The sequence below is a fragment of the Streptomyces sp. NPDC057939 genome (assembly GCF_042887545.1).
Classification (GTDB): domain Bacteria; phylum Actinomycetota; class Actinomycetes; order Streptomycetales; family Streptomycetaceae; genus Streptomyces.
The window spans coordinates 1-17917 of the sequence record NZ_JBHVPG010000091.1 but is presented as its reverse complement, the minus strand read 5'-3'; the positions used below and the strand labels follow the sequence as shown (position 1 = coordinate 17917).

Sequence of the window (17917 nt, the reverse complement as noted above, 5' to 3'; positions counted from 1 at the left end):
GGGGGGGGGGGGGGGGGGGGGGGGGGGGGGGGGGGGGGGGGGGGGGGGGGGGGCGCGGGGGGGGGGGGGGGGGGGGGGGGGGGGGGGCGGGGGGGGGGGGGGGGGGGGGGGGGGGGGGGGGGGGGGGGGGGCGGGGGGGGGGTGCCGTCCGGGATGGGCATGATCTATGGCGCCCGTTCCGGGTCTGAGTTTGCGGGCGGGAGGAGGCGCCAACAAATCACGTTCTACATCCCGGACGGCACCCCACCCCGTCCCCGCCCTCAGGTCCGTCGCCGGCCTGGCGTCCGTCCCCGCTCCTGGGTTCGCGGGCCGGGGCTTGGGGGTCAGTAGGACTTGGGGAGGCCCAGGGTTTGGTGGGAGATGAAGTTGAGGATCATTTCTCGGCTGACCGGGGCTATGCGGGAGACGCGGGCGGCCGTGATCAGGGAGGCCAGGCCGTATTCGCGGGTGAGGCCGTTGCCGCCCAGGGTGTGGACGGCCTGGTCGACCGCCTTGACGCAGGCTTCGGCGGCGGCGTACTTGGCCATGTTCGCCGCCTCGCCGGCGGCCATGTCGTCGCCCGCGTCGTAGAGGTGGGCGGCCTTCTGCATCATGAGGCGGGCCAGTTCGAGTTCGATGTGGGCGGCCGCCAAGGGGTGGGCGATGGCCTGGTGGCTGCCGATGGGCTCCCGCCAGACCTGGCGGGTCTTCGCGTAGTCGACGGCCTTGGCGAGGGCGTGGCGGCCCATGCCGATGGCGAAGGCCGCCGTCATGATCCGCTCGGGGTTGAGGCCGGCGAAGAGCTGGAGGAGGCCGGCGTCCTCGTCTCCGACGAGGGAGGACGCGGGGAGGCGGACCTCGTCCAGGGTGAGTTCGAACTGCTTCTCCGCCGCCTGGAGCTCCATGTCGATGACGGTGCGGCCGAAGCCGGGGGTGTCGCGGGGGACGATGAACAGGCACGGCTTGAGGCGGCCGGTGCGGGCGTCCTCGGTGCGGCCGACGATGAGGGTGGCGTCGGCGATGTCCACGCCGGAGATGAAGACCTTGCGGCCGGTGAGGATCCAGTCGTCGCCGTCGCGGCGTGCGGTGGTGGTGATGCGGTGGGAGTTGGATCCGGCGTCGGGTTCGGTGATGCCGAAGGCCATCGTGCGGGTGCCGTCGGCGAGGCCGGGGAGCCAGGCCCGTTTCTGGTCCTCGGTGCCGAAGCGGGCGATGACCGTGCCGCAGATGGCGGGCGAGACGACCATCATGAGGAGCGGGCAGCCCGCCGCACCGAGTTCCTCCAGGACGATGGACAGTTCGGCGATGCCGCCGCCCCCGCCGCCGTGTTCCTCCGGGAGGTTCACCCCGAGGTAGCCGAGGCCGGCGGCGTCGGCCCACAGTTCGTCGGGGTGGCCGCCCTCGCGGGCGACGCGGGCGAGGTAGTCGCGGCCGTACTTCTGGCCGAGGGCGGCCACCGCCGTGCGCAGGGCCTTGTGCTCGTCGGATTCGATGGTGGGGCTCATGTCTGCGTTTCCTCCTGGACTACGGCGAGCAGGGCGCCGAACTCGACCTGTCGGCCGGGAACGGCGTGGAGCGCGGTGAGCGTGCCGGAGGCGGGGGCGAGGACGCGGTGCTCCATCTTCATGGCCTCCAGCCAGAGCAGGGGCTGCCCGGCGGTCACGGCGGAGCCGGGGGCGAGGCCCTCGGCGACGCGGACGACGGTGCCGGGCATCGGGGCGAGCAGGGAGCCGGGCGCGGTGTGGTCCTCGGGCTCGGGGAACCGTGGGACGGGGAGCAGGGTGTGTGCGCCGAGCGGGGAGTCGACGTGGACCTCGCCGGTGTGCGGGTTGTGTTTCACGTGGAACACGCGTCGGACCCCGTCGACTTCGAGGGTGACGCGGGTGGGGGTGGCGGCGAGGACGGTGATGTCGGGGTGGTCGGCGAGGACGCCGTCGTGCTGGTAGCGGGCCGTGTACGTGGTTCCGGCCGCCGTGTAGCTGCGGGTCTGCGGCTGGGAGCGGACGTTGCGCCAGCCGCCGATCCGGGCGGCGAGGCCGGCGCCCGGGGCGGGGGCCGCCTCGGCGAGGGCGGCGGCGAGGACGGCCGTGGTCGGGTCCGGGGTGTCCGTGGTGAGGGCGGTCAGGTGGCGCTCGTAGAAGCCCGTGTCGGGCCGGCCGGTGGTGAACTCCGGGTGCCGCAGGGAGCGTACGAGGAGGTCCCGGTTGGTGATCAGGCCGTGGACGCGGGCCCCGGCCAGCGCGTGGGCGAGGACGCGGACGGCTTCGGCGCGGGTGGGGGCGTGCGCGATGACCTTGGCGAGCATCGGGTCGTAGTGCACGCCGACGGTGTCCCCGTCGGCGAAGCCGGTGTCGACGCGGAGTCCGCCGGGGACGTCGAGGGTGCGCAGGACACCGGTCTGGGGCCGCCAGTCGTGGGCCGGGTCCTCGGCGTAGAGCCGGGCCTCGACGGCGTGGCCGGTGGGCTGCGGCGGGGTCAGGGGCAGGGCGGCGCCCTCGGCGACGCGCAGTTGGTGGGCGACCAGGTCGAGGCCGAAGACGGCCTCGGTGACGGGGTGTTCCACCTGGAGGCGGGTGTTCATCTCCAGGAAGTACGGGCGGCCGTCGGCGGTGACGAGGAACTCGACGGTGCCGGCGCCCTCGTAGGAGACGGCGCGGGCGGCGGCCACGGCGGCGTCGTGGAGGGTGGCGCGGAGGGTGTCGGACAGGCCGGGTGCGGGGGCCTCCTCGATGACCTTCTGGTGGCGGCGTTGGAGGGAGCAGTCGCGGGTGCCGAGCGCCCAGACGGTGCCGTGGGTGTCGGCGAGGACCTGTACCTCGACGTGCCGGCCGCGCTCCACGTAGGGCTCGGCGAAGACCTCGCCGTCCCCGAAGGCGGAGAGGGCTTCGGCGGAGGCGGCGTCGAGGGACTCCTTGAGGGTGTCGAGGTCCCGTACGACGCGCATGCCGCGGCCTCCGCCGCCGGCGGCGGCCTTGAGGAGGAGGGGCAGGTCGGCGGGGCCGGCGGCGGCCGGGTCGACGGGGTCGAGGAGGGGGACGCCGGCGGCGCGCATGAGGTCCTTGGCCCGGGTCTTGGAGGCCATGGCCTCGATCGCCTCGGGGGGCGGGCCGATCCAGGTCAGGCCGGCGGCGCGGACCCGGCGGGCGAAGTCGGCGTTCTCGGAGAGGAATCCGTAACCGGGGTGGACGGCGTCCGCGCCGGCCGTCCGGGCGGCTTCGATCAGCAGGTCGGCGCGCAGGTAGGTGTCGGCGGGGGCGGCGCCGGGCAGTCGGACGGCGGCGTCGGCGCAGCGGACGTGCAGGGCGTCGGCGTCGGGGTCGGAGTGGACGGCGACGGTGGCGAGGCCGAGGGCGCGGGCCGTGCGCAGGATCCGGACGGCGATCTCGCCCCGGTTGGCGACGAGGAGGGAGGTGATGGTCATCTGCGGGCTCACATCCGGAAGACGCCGAAGCCGCCACGGGCGCCCTCGACGGGGGCGTTGTGGACGGCCGACAGGCACAGGCCGAGGACGGTGCGGGTGTCGCGGGGGTCGATGACGCCGTCGTCGTACAGCCGCCCGGACAGGAACGTCGGCAGGGACTCGGATTCGATCTGCGCCTCCACGAAGGCGCGCATCCCGGCGTCCTGTTCCTCGTCGTACGGGAGGCCCTTCGCGGCGGCGGACTGGCGGGACACGATGGACAGGACGCCGGCGAGTTGGGCCGGGCCCATGACGGCGGACTTGGCGCTGGGCCAGGCGAAGAGGAAGCGGGGCTCGTAGGCCCGTCCGCACATGCCGTAGTGGCCGGCGCCGTAGCTGGCGCCGATGAGGACGGACAGGTGCGGGACGCGGGAGTTGGAGACCGCGTTGATCATCATCGAGCCGTGTTTGACGATGCCGCCCTGCTCGTACTCCTTGCCGACCATGTAGCCGGTGGTGTTGTGGAGGAAGAGGAGGGGGATGTCGCGCTGGTTGGCGAGCTGGATGAACTGGGCGGCCTTCTGCGACTCGGCGCTGAACAGCACGCCCTGGGCGTTGGCGAGGATGCCGACCGGGTAGCCGTGCAGGGAGGCCCAGCCGGTGACGAGGCTGGGCCCGTAGAGGGGCTTGAACTCGTCGAAGTCGGAGGCATCGACGATGCGGGCGATGACCTCGCGCGGATCGAAGGGGGTCTTCAGGTCCGCCGGGACGATCCCCAGGAGTTCCTCCGGGTCGTGGAGCGGCTCGGCGGCGGCCGGGGGGTCCTGGTGCGGCTTGCGGTGGTTGAGGCGGGCGACGATGCGGCGGGCCTGGCGGATCGCGTCGTACTCGTCGAGGGCGTAGTGGTCGGCGAGGCCGGAGGTGCGGGCGTGCATGTCGGCCCCGCCGAGGGACTCGTCGTCGCTCTCCTCGCCGGTGGCCATCTTGACCAGGGGCGGACCGCCGAGGAACACCTTCGAGCGGTCCTTGATCATGATGGTGTGGTCGGACATGCCGGGGATGTAGGCGCCGCCCGCGGTGGAGTTTCCGAAGACGACGGCGACGGTCGGGATGCCGTCCGCGGAGAGCCGGGTGAGGTCGCGGAAGATCGCGCCGCCCGGGATGAAGATGTCCTTCTGGGAGGGCAGGTCTGCGCCGCCGGACTCGACGAGGCTGACGCAGGGCAGCCGGTTCTGCCGGGCGATCTCGTTGGCCCGCAGCGCCTTCTTCAGGGTCCACGGGTTGCTGGCGCCGCCGCGGACCGTGGGGTCGTTGGCGGTGATCAGGCATTCGACGCCCTCGACGGTGCCGATGCCGGTGACCATGGAGGCGCCGACCGGGTAGTCGCTGCCCCACGCCGCGAGCGGCGACAGTTCCAGGAACGGGGTGTCGGGGTCCAGGAGCAGCTCGACGCGTTCGCGGGCCAGGAGCTTGCCGCGGTCGCGGTGGCGGGCCGTGTACTTGTCGCCGCCGCCCGCGAGGGCCTTGGCGTGTTCGGCGTGCAGGGCTTCGAGGCGTTCCAGGGCGGCCGTACGGGCCGTCGTGTGCTCGGGGCTGCGGGGGTCGACGGTGGTGCCGAGGCGGGTCATGGGCGGGTCCCCTCCGGGGTGGGCAGGAGGTGGGTCGGGATGTCGGGGCGGCTGGAGCGGGTCCCCTCCGGGGGCGGCAGGAGGTCGGTCGGGATGTCGAGGCGGCGCGAGCGGAGCCATTCGCCGAGGGCCTTGGCCTGCGGGTCGAAGCGGTGGCCGGAGGCGACGCCGGCGCCGAGGATGCCGATGACGGTGAAGTTCAGGGCCCGCAGGTGCGGGAGTTCGTGGCGGGTGACGGGGAGCTCCGCCGTCTCCGGGAGCAGGGTGCGCAGGGTGTCCACGGTGAGCGTGCGGAGCAGCCAGTCCCACGCGGGGGCGCTCTCCACCCAGACGCCGATGTTGGCGTCGCCGCCCTTGTCGCCGCTGCGGGCGCCGGCGACCGCGCCGAGGGGGGCGCGGGTGGTGGGGGCGGTCGTGGGGTTGTGGGCAGGGTTGTGCGTGGGGGTGGGGCTCGCGGGGGGTGGGCCCGCCGCGGCGGGGTGGGCGTGCTCGTGCGGGGCCGGTGCCGGCTCCTGCGGTGGTGGGGCGGGGACGGGGAGGCGGGTGCCGTCGGGGAGGACGGCGGTGTGGGGGACGGCGGTCGCCGCGATCGGGGCCGAGGTGAACACCCCGTACGGCTGGGCCGGTCCGGGCGGGGCGGTGACGTGGAAGCCCGGGTAGCTGCCGAGGGCGAGTTCCACGGCCGCCGAGGTCAGCGCGCGGCCGACCCGGTCCGGGGACGGGTCGCGGACGACGAGGCGCAACAGCGCGCTCGCGGTCTCCTCTGTGTCGGCGTCGTCGTGGTCGGTCCGGGCGAGGGTCCAGGTGGCCGTCCCCACCTCGTCGAGGAGCTCCGCGAGTTGCTCGCGGACCAGGGCGGCCTTGGCGTCGATGTCCAGGCCGGTCAGGACGAAGACCACCTCGTTGCGCCAGCCGCCGATGCGGGTCACGCCCACCTTGAGGGTGTCCGGCGGGGCCTCGCCCCGGACCCCGTCGACCCGGACCCGGTCCTGCCCCGCGGCGGTGAGGCGGACGGTGTCCAGACGGGCCGTCACGTCCGGGCCGAGGTAGCGGGCGCCCTGGGTCTCGTAGAGGAGTTGGGCCGTCACCGTGCCCGGGGTGACGGCCCCGCCGGTGCCCGGGTGTTTGGTGATGACGGCCGAGCCGTCCTCGGAGACCTCGGCGAGGGGGAAGCCCGGGCGGCGGACGTCGTGGGCGGTGAAGAAGGCGTAGTTGCCGCCGGTGGCCTGGGTCCCGCACTCCAGGACGTGGCCGGCGACCACCGCGCCGGCCAGCCGGTCCCAGTCGTCGGCCGCCCAGTCGAACCACCAGGCGGCCGGCCCGCTGACCAGGGCGGCGTCCGTCACCCGGCCGGTGACGACGATGTCGGCGCCGGCCCGTAGGCAGGCGGTGATGCCGGCCCCGCCGAGGTAGGCGTTGGCGGTGAGCGCGCCCTCCTCGTAGGGCATCAGGTCGTCGCCCTCGACGTGGGCGACGGAGACGGGGATGCCCGCCTTGGCCGCGAGGCCGCGGACGGCGTCGGCGAGGCCCGCCGGGTTGAGTCCGCCCGCGTTCGTGACGATCCGTACGCCCTTCTCGTGGGCCAGGGCCAGGCAGTCCTCCAGCTGGCGCGGGAACGTCTTGGCGTAGCCGAGTCCGGGGTCCTTCAGGCGGTCGCGGCCGAGGATCAGCATGGTGAGTTCGGCGAGGTAGTCGCCGGTCAGGACGTCGAGGGGGCCGTCGGTCAGCATCTCGCGCATCGCGGCGGCGCGGTCCCCGTAGAAGCCGGAGGCGTTGCCGATGCGCAGGGGGCGGCGGCTCACCGCGACCCGGCCCGGGGGGTGCGCCCGGCGCCGGCCGGGCCGGCGAAGGCCTGCGCGACGTCCAGCCACCGGTCCGCGTCGGGGCCGGTGGCCGTCAGCGCGAGGTCGTCCCGGTGGGCGCGTTGGGTGACCAGCAGGCAGAAGTCGAGGGCCGGCCCGGTGACCCGCTGCTCGGCGTCGGCCGGGCCGTACGTCCAGGGCTCCGTGCCGTCCGGTGCGCGGAGTTCCACCCGGAACTCCGCGGTGGGCGCCGGCAGACCCCGTACCGCGTACGCGTAGTCGCGGGCCCGTACGCCGATCCGGGCGACGTGCCGCAGCCGGGCGGTGGGGGTGCGGTGGACGCCGAGGGCGTCGGCGACGTCCTGGCCGTGTGCCCAGGTCTCCATCAGGCGGGCGCCGGCCATCGAGTTGGCCTTCATGGGCGGCCCGTACCAGGGGAAGCGGGCGTCGGGCGAGGCCGCGTCGAGGGCGGCGTCGAGGGCGACCCGACCGGCCCGCCAGCGGGCGAGCAACTCGGCGGGCGGCAGCGCGGCGCCCTCGGCGGCGCCGTCGTCGACGAACGAGTCGGGGGCCTTGAGCGCCTCCTGCACCATCAGCCCGAAGCCGTCGGCGTCGGTGAGGGCGAGCAGCGAGGCCCGGTCGGTCCAGTGCAGGTGGGCGATCTGGTGGGCGATGTCCCAGCCGCTCGCGGGCGTGGCCCGCGCCCAGTCGGTGGCGGGCAACTCCGCCACGAGGGCGTCTAGTTCACTGCCCTCCGCGCGGAGATCGGCGAAGACGGCGACGGCGGACGGATCGGGCACGGTTGCGCTCCCCTGCTCGGCGTGGGGGGAAGCCTGGCACCCACCGAAGAAACAATCAAGCACGCTTGCATGATTTCTTCGGGGACCGTTCCGTTCCCGCCAAGCGGCCCGACCGGGCCGAACCGGACGGGCTTTGCCGTTCGGAATGGTCCGGCCCGGCACGGGCCCGTGCCGGGCTCCGGGGCGGGTGGAGGGGTTTCGGTCGGGCGGGTGGGAGTTCGGGGGGTGGGTGCGGTGGCGCGTCGATACTGGGGGCTTCGCTCCGGGCCCGGGAGTGCGCCGTCGCAGCCGAACACGTCCATGTCACCTCGACGAAGAGGATGAACCGCCGTGAACCCAGCCGACCCAGCCACCCCAGCCACTCCGTCCGACCCGTCCGACTCGTGCGACCCGTCCGACTCGTGCACCCCGCCCCCGGGGTCCCTGCACCCCGAACTCGACGCGGCCGCCCTCGGGTCGTTCGCCGCCGCCCTGGAAAGCGGTGATCCCTCCGGGTTGCCGCCGGCGCGGGCCCGCGAGGTGGAGGCCGTCCGGTCCGTCGCCGTGTTCAGCCGGGGCCGGGTGGCCGGCGCGGGCGGTGTCCTGCTCGACGCCGCGCTGTGGCGGCGCAAGGGTTCCGGGCCGCGGCCGGTCGTCGTGATGCCCGCGCCGTGGACGAACCTGGGCTGGGTCACGTACGCGGTCCGGGCCGGTGCGCTCGCGGCCCGCGGCTACGACGTCCTCGCCTACACCCCCCGCGGCTTCGGCGCCTCCGCGGGACAGGCCGACGCCGCGGGCCCCCTCGACGTCGCCGACGGCAGCCGGGCCCTGGACCACCTGCTGCAACGCACCGCCGGCCCCGTCACCAGGATCGGGTTCCTGGGCGTCTCCTACGGCGCCGGCATCGGCCTGCTCGTCGCCGCGCACGACCCCCGGGTGGACGCGGTCGGCGCGTTCAGCGCCTGGGGCGACCTCGGCGAGGTCCTCGTGGAGAACTCCACCCGGCGCGTCGGCGCCGTCCGGGCGCTGCTCGCGGCCGCCGCCCGGGCCCGGCTGAGCCCGGAGACGGAGCGCGTACTGGAGGACGTGCTGGCCGGCCGCGACACCGTGGGCGCCCTGCGCTGGGCGGAGGAACGTTCCCCCTTCGGCCACGTCAAGGAGTTCAACCGGCGCCGGCTGCCGGTGTTCCTCTCCCACGCCTGGCACGAGACGCTCTACCCGACCAACCAGACCCTCAAGCTGTTCGACGAACTCACCGGCCCCAAGCGCATCGTCCTGTCGATCGGTGACCACGCCGGCCCCGGCTCCGGCGGCCTGCTCGGCCTCCCGGACCGCGTCTGGACGGACGCCGACCGCTGGTTCGACCACCACCTCATGGGCGCCGACAACGGCGTCGCCGACGAGGGCCAGGTCGCGGGCGAGGTGATGTGGAGCGGGACCGTCGAGCACCGGGCCACCCGGCACGCCCTCACCCGGCGGATGCGCCGACTGCACCTCACCGGCGGCGGGCAGCTCGCCGAACGGCCCGAGGCGGGCTGGACCGCCGGCGTGCTGTGCGGGGTGGACACCCCGACGGCCGTCGCCGACGAGGTCGTCCGCTCCGGGTACGCGGAGATGGCGGGCCGCCCCCGGATCTACCGGGCCGGTGACATCGACCGCGCGGTGGCCGCCGTATGGGTCTGCGCCGCCGCCGAGGACACCCTGCCGCTGCGCGGCGTCCCCCGGCTGCGGGTCACCTACCGGGCCGCGAACCCCGGCTCCAGCTTCGTCGCCCACCTCCTGGACCTCGCGCCCGACGGCTCGGCCCGCCTGATCACGCACGCCCCGTACAGCGACCTCGGATCCGCCCCGGACAGCCTGGTCGGCGCGGACATCGACCTCCAGGCCACCGCGTACGACGTCCCGCGCGGGCACCGCCTGCTGTTGGTGATGGCCGGCCGCGACGCCCTCTACGCCGACGCCAACCTGCCGCGCGCCTCCCTCGCCTTCACCTCGCCCGAGACCACCCCCTCCTACCTGGACCTCCCCCTGGGCTGACCCGTGGGCCGACCCGTGGGATGCCCCCCGGGCCGGCCCCTGGGCCGAGCCCGATCCGGATCCGAGGCCCCGGCGCGCCCCGTCAGGACCCGGACCTGCGCGTGAAGTCCATCGTCCAGTTCCGCAGCCACGTGCCGCCCCCGTCGACGGAGAAGGACTGCTCCCAGCGGGGCGGCGCGCCGGCCGTGGTCCCCGACCAGAGGTACCGCACCCGCACCGGCCTGCCGTCGTGCGTGTCGTCGCCCTCGAAGATGCCCCGCCCGTCCTCGAACCGGCCGACGACGGGCGGGAACAGGACTCCGGTGCGGCGGCTCGACCAGTACAGCGACCATTCCCCGCGCTCCCGGTCGAACAGGCGCAGGGTGAGCCCGGCGAAGCCCTTCGTCGGGAAGTCGACCTCGTCGAAACTGGCCCCGCCGTCGAAGTGGCGGGAGATCCGCGAGACCCCCGGGAACTCCTCCCACTCGCTGTCCGGGTCGAGGAAGTCGGTGCGCCAACGGTTGGCGATGTCCCAGGTCCCGACGAGGAAGTCGAAGTCGTTCATGCGGTGCGCTCCCCTGTTCCGTGCCCCGGTGCCGGTCGGCTCCGGGGCGCTGCGTTCGGGGGAACCGTAGGAGCACTCCCCTGACATCCTGTGTCAGTGAAGTCCAGTCGCCTCCTGTCGATGCTGTTGCTGCTCCAGACCCGGGGCCGGATGACCGCCGCCGAGCTCGCGCGGGAGTTGGAGGTGTCCGTACGCACCGTCTACCGCGACGCGGAGGCGCTGACCGCCGCGGGCGTGCCCCTGTACGCGGACGCCGGGCACAGCGGCGGCTACCAGCTGCTGGCCGGCTACCGGACCCGGCTGACGGGGCTCAGCGCGGACGAGGCCGAGGCGCTGTTCCTGACCGGGATGCCGGGGCCCGCGGCGGAACTCGGGCTGGGCCCGGCCGTGGCGGCGGCGCAGCTGAAGCTGCGGGCGGCGCTGCCGCCGGAGCTGCGCGCGCAGGCCGACCGGATCCGGCTCCGCTTCCACCTCGACGCGCCCGGCTGGTACGCGGAGCACGAGGAGGTCCCGTACCTCGCGCAGGTCGCCGACGCGGTGTGGCGGGGCCGGGCGATCGCGGTGCGCTACCGGCGGTGGAAGGAGCCGCAGGAGGTGGAGCGGCGGCTGGAACCGTACGGGCTGGTCCTGAAGGCGGGGCGCTGGTACCTGGTGGCGGGGCCGGAGGGGCCGCGCACGTACCGGGTCGACCAGATCCTGGACGTCACCGCCGGCGACGAGGGGTTCGAACTGCCCGAGGGCTTCGACCTGGCCTCGCACTGGCGGCGCAGCCAGGCCGACTTCCACGCGCGGCTGCACCCCGAGGAGGCGGTGGTACGCCTCTCCCCGCGGGCGGCGGAGCAGCTGACGGGGGCCGCCGCCCGGGCGCTGGCCGCGACGGGGCGGCCGGACCCGGACGTGCCGGGCTGGATCCGCGCGGTCCTGCCCGTCGAGTCCCCCGGGCGGGCGGAGGCTCAGTTCCTGGCGCTGGCCGCGGAGGCGGAGGTACTGGGCCCACCGGCCCTGCGGGCCCGCGTCAGGGCCACCTTGGCGGCGATGACGGCCCGCTACGGGTGACCCCGGTGGGACGGGTCGGGACGCGGACGGGCCCGGGCGGGTCGTGCCGATCCGGGTCGCCGAGCGGGCCGGTCAGCAGGCCTGTCCGGATCAGCAGGCCTGTCCGGGGGTCGCGGCCGTGGCCCGCAGGAGGTCGCGCAGCAGGTCGAAGTCGATCCGGTCGGGGTGGCGGAAGCGCAGGCAGGACTTGCCCGTGTCGTGTCCGGCGAGGCGTTCGGCGAAGGCGTCCCGGACGTCGGTGCGCAGCAGGTAGACGGACACGTACTGCTTCTGGTTCGCCCAGGCGACCTCGCCGTCGGTGCCACCGGGCCGGACGTACACGGGCATGCCGTACGCGACGGTCTCCTCGAAGCCGGTCAGCTCCGTACGGCACAGTTCCCGCAGTCGGGTCAGTGCGGGCCGCCGCGCGTCCGGGACGGCGGCGAGGTAGGCGGCGACGGGGTCGGCGGCACCGGGGTCGGGGGCCGGGGCTTCGGGCGTGACGGGCTGGTCCATCAGGACACTTCCTCCTTGGGGCCGGGCTTCGCCCGTCCGCCGATCTGGGAGCGGACGGCGCCCATGCTGGCCGCGATGACCAGGGCGATGGCGAGGGCGTCGAGGGCGGACATCGCCTGGTTGAGGACGAGGAAGCCGGCGGTCGCCGCGATGGCGGGTTCCAGGCTCATCAGGATGGCGAAGGTGGGGGCGGGCATCCGGCGCAGGGCCAGCAGTTCCAGCGTGTACGGCAGGACCGACGACAGGACGGCCACGCCGAGGCCAAGCGCCAGGGTGCTCGGCACCAGCAGGGCGGACCCGGACTCGACGACGCCCAGGGGCAGGGAGATGACCGCGGCGACGGCCATGGCCAGGGCCAGTCCGTCGGCCTGCGGGAACCGTCGGCCGGTCCGGGCGCTGAAGACGATGTACGCGGCCCACATGGCGCCCGCGCCGACCGCGAACGCGGCGCCCGCCGGGTCGAGGGAGCCGAAGCCGAGGCCGCCCCCGCCGTGTCCGGACAGCAGGACGACGCCGCCGAGGGCGAGGCCCGCCCACAGCAGGTTCACCAGGCGCCGCGAGACGATCACCGACAGGGCCAGCGGGCCGAGGACCTCCAGGGTCACGGCGGGGCCGAGGGGGATCCGGTCGATGGACTGGTAGAAGAGGCCGTTCATGCCGGCCATCGCCACGCCGAAGGCGACGACGGTGCCCCAGTCGGCGCGGCTGTAGCCGCGGACCTTGGGCCGGCACAGGATCAGCAGCACCAGCGCGGCGGCGGCCAGCCGCAGCGTGACGACCCCGGCCGCGCCCGCCCTCGGCATGATCATGACCGCGAGGGCGGCCCCGAACTGCACCGAGATCCCGGCCGAGACCACCAGCGCCACGGGCCCGAACCGCGTACGGGCCGATACCGGGGCGGGCCCGGCGGCGGCCGTCCCCGCGGCCGTCCCCGCGGTCGGGGTGGCGGAGGTTTCCTGGGATGCCGTCGGGGACGGGGAGGGTGCGGGCATGAATCCAGCCTAAGGGGTACGTAAGGGCCGTGACGCGGTGTCCTTCCTTACAACCCCGCGCCACGCCTCCCCGCGGCGCCGCCGCTACAGCCCCTCCGCAAGGAGCTCCGCCAGGTGGCGGGCCCGGCGTCCGCCCAGCTGGGCGATCTGGGTCCGGCAGGAGAACCCGTCGGCGAGGACCGCCGCGGCGGGTCCGGCCGCGCGCAGCGACGGCAGCAGTTGTTCCTCCGCGCACGCCACCGACACGGCGTGGTGGCCCGGCTCGAAGCCGAAGTTGCCCGCCAGACCGCAGCAGCCGCCGCTGAGCTCCCCGGTGAGCCCGGCCCGCTCCCGCAGCCGTCGGTCGGCGGCGTCGCCGAGGACGGCGTGCTGGTGGCAGTGGGTCTGGCCGGCGACGGCGCGGTCCAGCCGGGGCGGGGTCCAGCGCGGGGCGTACTCCTCCAGGGTCTCCGCGAAGGTGCGCACCGCCGCCGCGAGGCGCTCCGCGCGCGGGTCGTCGGGGAGCAGGGCGGGCAGGTCGGTGCGCAGGGCCGCCGCGCAGCTGGGTTCCAGGACGACGACGGGGCCGCGCACCTCCCCCAGGGCGTCCAGGGTGCGGCGCAGGACGGTGCGCGCGCGGTCGGGTCGGCCGGTGGAGACGAGGGTGAGTCCGCAGCAGATCCGGCCGCGGGGGACGCCGACGGTGAGCCCGGCCGCCTCCAGGACCCGTACGGCGGCGCGGCCGGCCTCGGGGGCGAGGTGCTCGGTGAAGGTGTCGGGCCACAGGGTCACGGGGGTGCCCGTCGGCGCCCCGACGTCCGCGTCCCGGCGCCTCCACCAGCGGCTGAACGGTGTCCGGGCGACGGGCGGCAGGGGTCGTTCGCGGGTGAGGCCGGGGACCGGCAGCAGTCGGGCGGCGGCGTTGACGAGCGGCGCCGCGCGCAGCGCCGCGACCGGCCGGAGCAGGTCCGGGAGGCCGCCGAGGAGGTAGTGGGCGAGGGGGCGGATCCGACCGGCCCAGTGGTGGTGCAGGAACTCGGCCTTGTACGCGGCCATGTCCACGCCGACGGGGCAGTCGCTGCGGCAGCCCTTGCAGCCGAGGCACAGGTCCAGGGCCTCGGCGACCTCGGTCGAGCGCCAGCCGTCGGTGACGATCTCCCCGGCCAGCATCTCGTGCAGCAGTCGGGCCCGGCCGCGGGTGGAGTGCCGTTCGTCGCCGGTGACCCGGTACGTCGGGCACATCACCCCCGGCCCGCCGGGTCGTTCGGTGCGGCACTTGGCGACGCCGACGCAGCGGGCGACCTCCGCCGCGAACGGGGTCGCGGGCAGGACGGCGAAGCGGAGGTTCTCGTCGAGCCGGGCGGGCCGCACCAGCATCCCCGGGTTCATGCCGCCCGCCGGGTCCCACAGGTCCTTGTACGCGCCGAAGAGCCGGATGACCTCCGGGCCGTACGTCCTCGGCAGCAGTTCGGCCCTGGCCTGCCCGTCCCCGTGCTCCCCCGACAGGGATCCGCCGTGGGCGGCGACCAGGTCGGCGAGTTCCTCCGAGAAGGTCCGGAAGCGGGCCACGCCCGGCGGGGTGAGCAGGTCGAAGTCGATCCGGACGTGGACGCAGCCCTCCCCGAAGTGCCCGTACGGGGTCCCGCGCAGCCCGTGCTCCGCCAGCAGCGCGCGGAACGCCCGCAGGTACGCGCCGAGCCGGGCGGGCGGTACCGCGCAGTCCTCCCAGCCGGGCCAGGCCATGGTCCCGTCGGGCATCCGGGTGGCCGTCCCCGCCGCGTCCTCCCGGATGCGCCACAGGGCGCGCTGTCGCGCCGGGTCGGTGACGAGCAGCGCGTCGACGGTGTCGGCGGCCCGCATCAGGGTGCGGGCGGCGCCCTCGTCGGGCATCTCCACGAACAGCCAGGCGCCGCCGGCGGGCAGTCCGGCGGCCCCGCGGACCAGGTCCTGGGCCATGCCCTCGACGGTGAGCGGGCCGTACGGGAGGAGCCCTGCGGCGGCGTCGGCGGCGGCGCTCTCGTCGGCGTACCCGAGGACGGCGAGGACGGGCGCGGGCGGTAGCTCGACGAGGCGGACCACCGCCTCGGTGACCACGCCGAGGGTGCCCTCGCTCCCGCAGAAGGCGCGGGCGGCCCCGACGCCGCGTTCGGGCAGCAGGGCGTCCAGGGCGTAGCCGGAGATCCGCCGGGTGAAGGCCGGGGCGCCGGGTGCGACGGGCCCGCCGAAGCCCGTGCGGAGCACGGCGAGGTTCCCCTCGACGAGTTCCCGCAGCCCGGTGGGCGTGCCGGCCCAGCCCGTGCCGAGCCGGTGGGTGGTTCCCCCGTACGCGGTGACGGACAGCTCGGTGACGTTGTCGGCGGTGGTTCCCCGGGCGACGGAGTGGGCGCCGCAGGCGTTGTTCCCGATCATCCCGCCGAGGGTGCAGCGGGAGTGCGTGGAGGGGTCGGGGCCGAAGGTCAGTCCGTGCGGGCGGGCCGCGTCGAGCAGCCGGTCGAGGACGAGGCCCGGCTGGACGACGGCCGTCCCGGCCGCGGGGTCGAGGGAGACCAGGGCGTTCATGTGCCGGGTGAGGTCGAGGACCACCCCGGTGCCGGTCGCCTGCCCCGCGATGGAGGTGCCGCCGCCGCGCGGGACGACGGGGACGCCCGCCCCGGCGCAGATCCGCAGGGCGGTCGCCACGTCCTCGGCGTCGCGCGGGGCGACCACGCCGGCCGGGACGCGGCGGTAGTTCGAGGCGTCCATGGTCACCAACGCGCGGGCGGCGGCCCCGAAGTCGACCTCTCCGCGCAGGTTCGCCCGCAATGTCCGTTCGAGTTCGCCGGGTGTCGTCACGTCGTCCACCCTGCCACCGTGCCGGGGCGTCTCATTCGCTGGACGCGCTTCCGACGCGCGGACCCGGACCCGATACGCTCCGCTCGTGGCTGAGATCCAGATTCCCGCTGACATCAAGCCCGCCGACGGACGCTTCGGCGCGGGCCCCTCCAAGGTGCGGACCGAGGCGCTGGACGCCCTCGCCGCCACCGGTACCTCCCTGCTCGGAACCTCCCACCGCCAGGCCCCGGTCAAGAACCTGGTCGGCTCGGTGCGCGAGGGCCTGCGGGACCTCTTCTCCCTTCCCGAAGGCTACGAGGTGATCCTGGGCAACGGCGGCTCCACCGCCTTCTGGGACATCGCGACCCACGGACTGATCGAGCGGAAGTCCCAGCACCTGACCTTCGGCGAGTTCTCGTCCAAGTTCGCCAAGGCCGCGAAGCTCGCGCCGTGGCTGGACGAGCCGTCGGTGATCTCCTCCGACCCGGGGACGCACCCCGAGCCGGTCGCCGAGGCCGGCGTGGACGTGTACGCGTACACGCACAACGAGACCTCGACGGGTGTCGCGGCGCCGATCAAGCGCGTCGCCGGAGCAGACGCCGGTTCGCTCGTTCTGGTGGACGCGACCTCGGGCGCCGGCGGTCTGCCGGTCGACATCACCGAGTCCGACGTCTACTACTTCGCTCCGCAGAAGTCCTTCGCCTCCGACGGCGGCCTGTGGCTGGCCGCGTTCTCCCCGGCGGCCCTGGAGCGCGCGGCCCGCGTGCACGCCTCCGGCCGGCACATCCCGGAGTTCTTCTCGCTGCCGACGGCGATCGACAACTCGCTGAAGAACCAGACGTACAACACCCCGGCGCTGTCCACCCTGTTCCTGCTGGACCAGCAGCTGCGGTGGATGAACTCCCAGGGCGGCCTGGAGTTCACGACGGGTCGCACGGCGGCCAGCGCGCGGAACCTGTACGGCTGGGCCGAGGCCTCGAAGTACGCGAGCCCGTTCGTCCAGGACGCCTCGAAGCGTTCGGCCGTCATCGGCACGATCGACTTCTCCGACGACATCGACGCGGCCGCGGTCGCCAAGGTGCTGCGCGCGAACGGCGTCGTGGACACCGAGCCGTACCGCAAGCTCGGCCGCAACCAGCTGCGCGTCGCGATGTTCCCGGCGATCGACCCGGCGGACGTGCAGGCGCTGACCGCGTGCGTCGACTACGTGATCGAGCAGCTCTGACCCGACCGACGGGCCTGCCGGCCCACCCGCCCCGGAGCCCCCGGCGACCTCGCGTCGCCGGGGGCTCCGGCGTTCCCGGGCCGCCACCCGATGCTCCCGCCCCCTCGGGACCAAGGTCCCAAAAATAGGGGCAAAGGGTCAGTAAACGAAGGCCCCTTGAAGGCCCCCCGGCCTGCCGGTTCACCCCGGGGGACCTTCGACCACCCCCTCGCCCACCCGCCCGGGGCCCTGCAACCGGGCGCCCCGGATGTCCCTCATGTCTGGTGTGCCGGGAAACATCCCGGCCCGTTCACGAGGAGACCTCATGCGCAAGGCACTCAGCATCTCGGCGATCGTCCTCGCCTCGTCGATGGCCCTCGGCGGCACCGCGACCGCCTTCGCCGCCGACACCACCTCGCCGGCGGCCGACTCCGGTCCCACCGCCCGCCCGACGCAGACCGGTCTGAAGCTGTCGACGTCGACGGCCGGGCCCGGCGAGTCGATCTCGTTCCGGATGGAGGTGCCCGACGGCTCCACGCACCTCTCCGTCTCCTCCGAGGCCCTGCGCGACGTCAGGATGACGGACGGTCGGGGCGGCACCGCCAAGGTCGCCGACGTCAAGGAGGGCAGCTACGGCATCTCCCTGACCGGCACCGGCCCCGACGGGACCAAGCTCCAGGCCACCGCCCGACTCGTCGTCAAGGCGGCCGCCCCGAAGCCCACCCCGGCGCCGTCCGCCCTCAGCCTGTCCGAGGACTCCGGCCGGCCCGGCGACCGGATCACCGTCACGGTCAGGACCACCGAGAAGGACGCCTCCGTCAAGTCCGCGGCCTTCACCGGCGGACAGGTCAACCTGAAGGGCGACGGCAAGGGCACCTTCACCGGCACCGCCACCGTCGCCAAGGACGTCAAGACCGGCTACTACGGCGTCGACGCCTACGCGGGCGGCAAGAAGTTCGACACCGTGAAGTTCTCCACCGAGGCCAAGACCGGCCCGGACGTGAAGCCCGTGAAGCCGGACGTCAAGCCCGTCCAGCCGCTGCGCCCGAGCGAACACCGGACCCCCAAGGGCTCCGTGAACACCGGACAGGCCCCCGCCGGCACCGACGCCGAGCCCTCCCGTGGCTGAGCGCACCCCCCTGCGCCCGGGCGGCCGCCGCCCACCGCCTGCCGCGGGCCCCCCGGCCCGGGGCCGCGCCCCGGCCCCCCCC

Annotated in this window: 13 protein-coding genes; 4 read left to right on the top strand and 9 right to left on the bottom strand. The window is 74.9% G+C overall.

Features of this window, described 5'->3' with window-relative positions; all coding sequences use genetic code 11:
• Positions 1-323: 323 nt before the first annotated feature.
• The 5 genes from ACFVS6_RS41650 to ACFVS6_RS41630 are packed head-to-tail and all read right to left on the bottom strand — an operon-like array spanning position 324 to position 7609.
• The gene (locus ACFVS6_RS41650; RefSeq protein WP_389711747.1) at positions 324-1484 is read right to left on the bottom strand and encodes an acyl-CoA dehydrogenase family protein; all 1161 of its coding nucleotides are present in this window, start codon (positions 1482-1484) and stop codon (positions 324-326) included.
• Positions 1481-3400 carry an acetyl/propionyl/methylcrotonyl-CoA carboxylase subunit alpha gene (locus ACFVS6_RS41645; protein WP_389711746.1) on the bottom strand — a complete coding sequence of 640 codons (1920 nt, stop codon included), beginning with the start codon at positions 3398-3400 and terminating at the stop codon, positions 1481-1483. Before ACFVS6_RS41645 ends, ACFVS6_RS41650 begins: the two co-directional genes overlap by 4 nt.
• An 8-nt stretch (positions 3401-3408) precedes the next feature.
• On the bottom strand, positions 3409-5007 hold the full coding sequence (locus ACFVS6_RS41640; RefSeq protein WP_389711745.1) for an acyl-CoA carboxylase subunit beta: 1599 nt from the start codon (positions 5005-5007) through the stop codon (positions 3409-3411).
• Positions 5004-6746: an acyclic terpene utilization AtuA family protein gene (locus tag ACFVS6_RS41635; protein WP_389711749.1), complete on the bottom strand. Its 1743-nt coding sequence runs from the start codon at positions 6744-6746 to the stop codon at positions 5004-5006. The genes ACFVS6_RS41640 and ACFVS6_RS41635 overlap by 4 nt, the downstream gene beginning before the upstream one ends.
• A 59-nt stretch (positions 6747-6805) precedes the next feature.
• Complete coding sequence (locus tag ACFVS6_RS41630; RefSeq protein ID WP_389711744.1) at positions 6806-7609, bottom strand: TIGR03084 family metal-binding protein; 804 nt, start codon at positions 7607-7609, stop codon at positions 6806-6808.
• Between the two features lie 330 nt (positions 7610-7939).
• On the opposite strand from ACFVS6_RS41630, the gene ACFVS6_RS41625 reads away from it, so the two are divergent.
• The gene (locus ACFVS6_RS41625; RefSeq protein ID WP_389711743.1) at positions 7940-9625 is read left to right on the top strand and encodes a CocE/NonD family hydrolase; all 1686 of its coding nucleotides are present in this window, start codon (positions 7940-7942) and stop codon (positions 9623-9625) included.
• An 82-nt stretch (positions 9626-9707) separates the two neighbouring features.
• Here the strand turns inward: ACFVS6_RS41625 and ACFVS6_RS41620 are convergent, their stop codons facing one another.
• Positions 9708-10169: a hypothetical protein gene (locus ACFVS6_RS41620; protein ID WP_389711742.1), complete on the bottom strand. Its 462-nt coding sequence runs from the start codon at positions 10167-10169 to the stop codon at positions 9708-9710.
• A gap of 96 nt (positions 10170-10265) precedes the next feature.
• Between ACFVS6_RS41620 and ACFVS6_RS41615 the strand changes: the two genes are divergently transcribed.
• A complete protein-coding gene (locus ACFVS6_RS41615) occupies positions 10266-11225 on the top strand; it encodes a helix-turn-helix transcriptional regulator (RefSeq protein ID WP_389711741.1) in 960 nt (319 codons plus the stop codon).
• Positions 11226-11315: 90 nt separating this feature from the next.
• Here ACFVS6_RS41615 and ACFVS6_RS41610 read toward each other — a convergent pair whose 3' ends face one another.
• The 3 genes from ACFVS6_RS41610 to ACFVS6_RS41600 form a co-directional block, all read right to left on the bottom strand.
• A complete protein-coding gene (locus tag ACFVS6_RS41610) occupies positions 11316-11720 on the bottom strand; it encodes a DUF1801 domain-containing protein (RefSeq protein ID WP_389711740.1) in 405 nt (134 codons plus the stop codon).
• Positions 11720-12712, bottom strand: coding sequence for a DMT family transporter (locus tag ACFVS6_RS41605; RefSeq protein WP_389711739.1), 993 nt, complete (start codon positions 12710-12712; stop codon positions 11720-11722). The genes ACFVS6_RS41610 and ACFVS6_RS41605 overlap by 1 nt, the downstream gene beginning before the upstream one ends.
• Positions 12713-12796: 84 nt before the next feature.
• Positions 12797-15523 carry an FAD-binding and (Fe-S)-binding domain-containing protein gene (locus ACFVS6_RS41600; RefSeq protein ID WP_389711748.1) on the bottom strand — a complete coding sequence of 909 codons (2727 nt, stop codon included), beginning with the start codon at positions 15521-15523 and terminating at the stop codon, positions 12797-12799.
• Positions 15524-15608: 85 nt separating this feature from the next.
• Here ACFVS6_RS41600 and serC point away from each other — a divergent pair, with 85 nt between their 5' ends.
• Both serC and ACFVS6_RS41590 read left to right on the top strand, forming a co-directional pair.
• On the top strand, positions 15609-16727 hold the full coding sequence (gene serC / locus ACFVS6_RS41595; RefSeq protein WP_389711738.1) for a phosphoserine transaminase: 1119 nt from the start codon (positions 15609-15611) through the stop codon (positions 16725-16727).
• A gap of 304 nt (positions 16728-17031) precedes the next feature.
• The gene (locus ACFVS6_RS41590; RefSeq protein WP_389711737.1) at positions 17032-17835 is read left to right on the top strand and encodes a hypothetical protein; all 804 of its coding nucleotides are present in this window, start codon (positions 17032-17034) and stop codon (positions 17833-17835) included.
• The last annotated feature ends 82 nt before the right edge of the window (positions 17836-17917 follow it).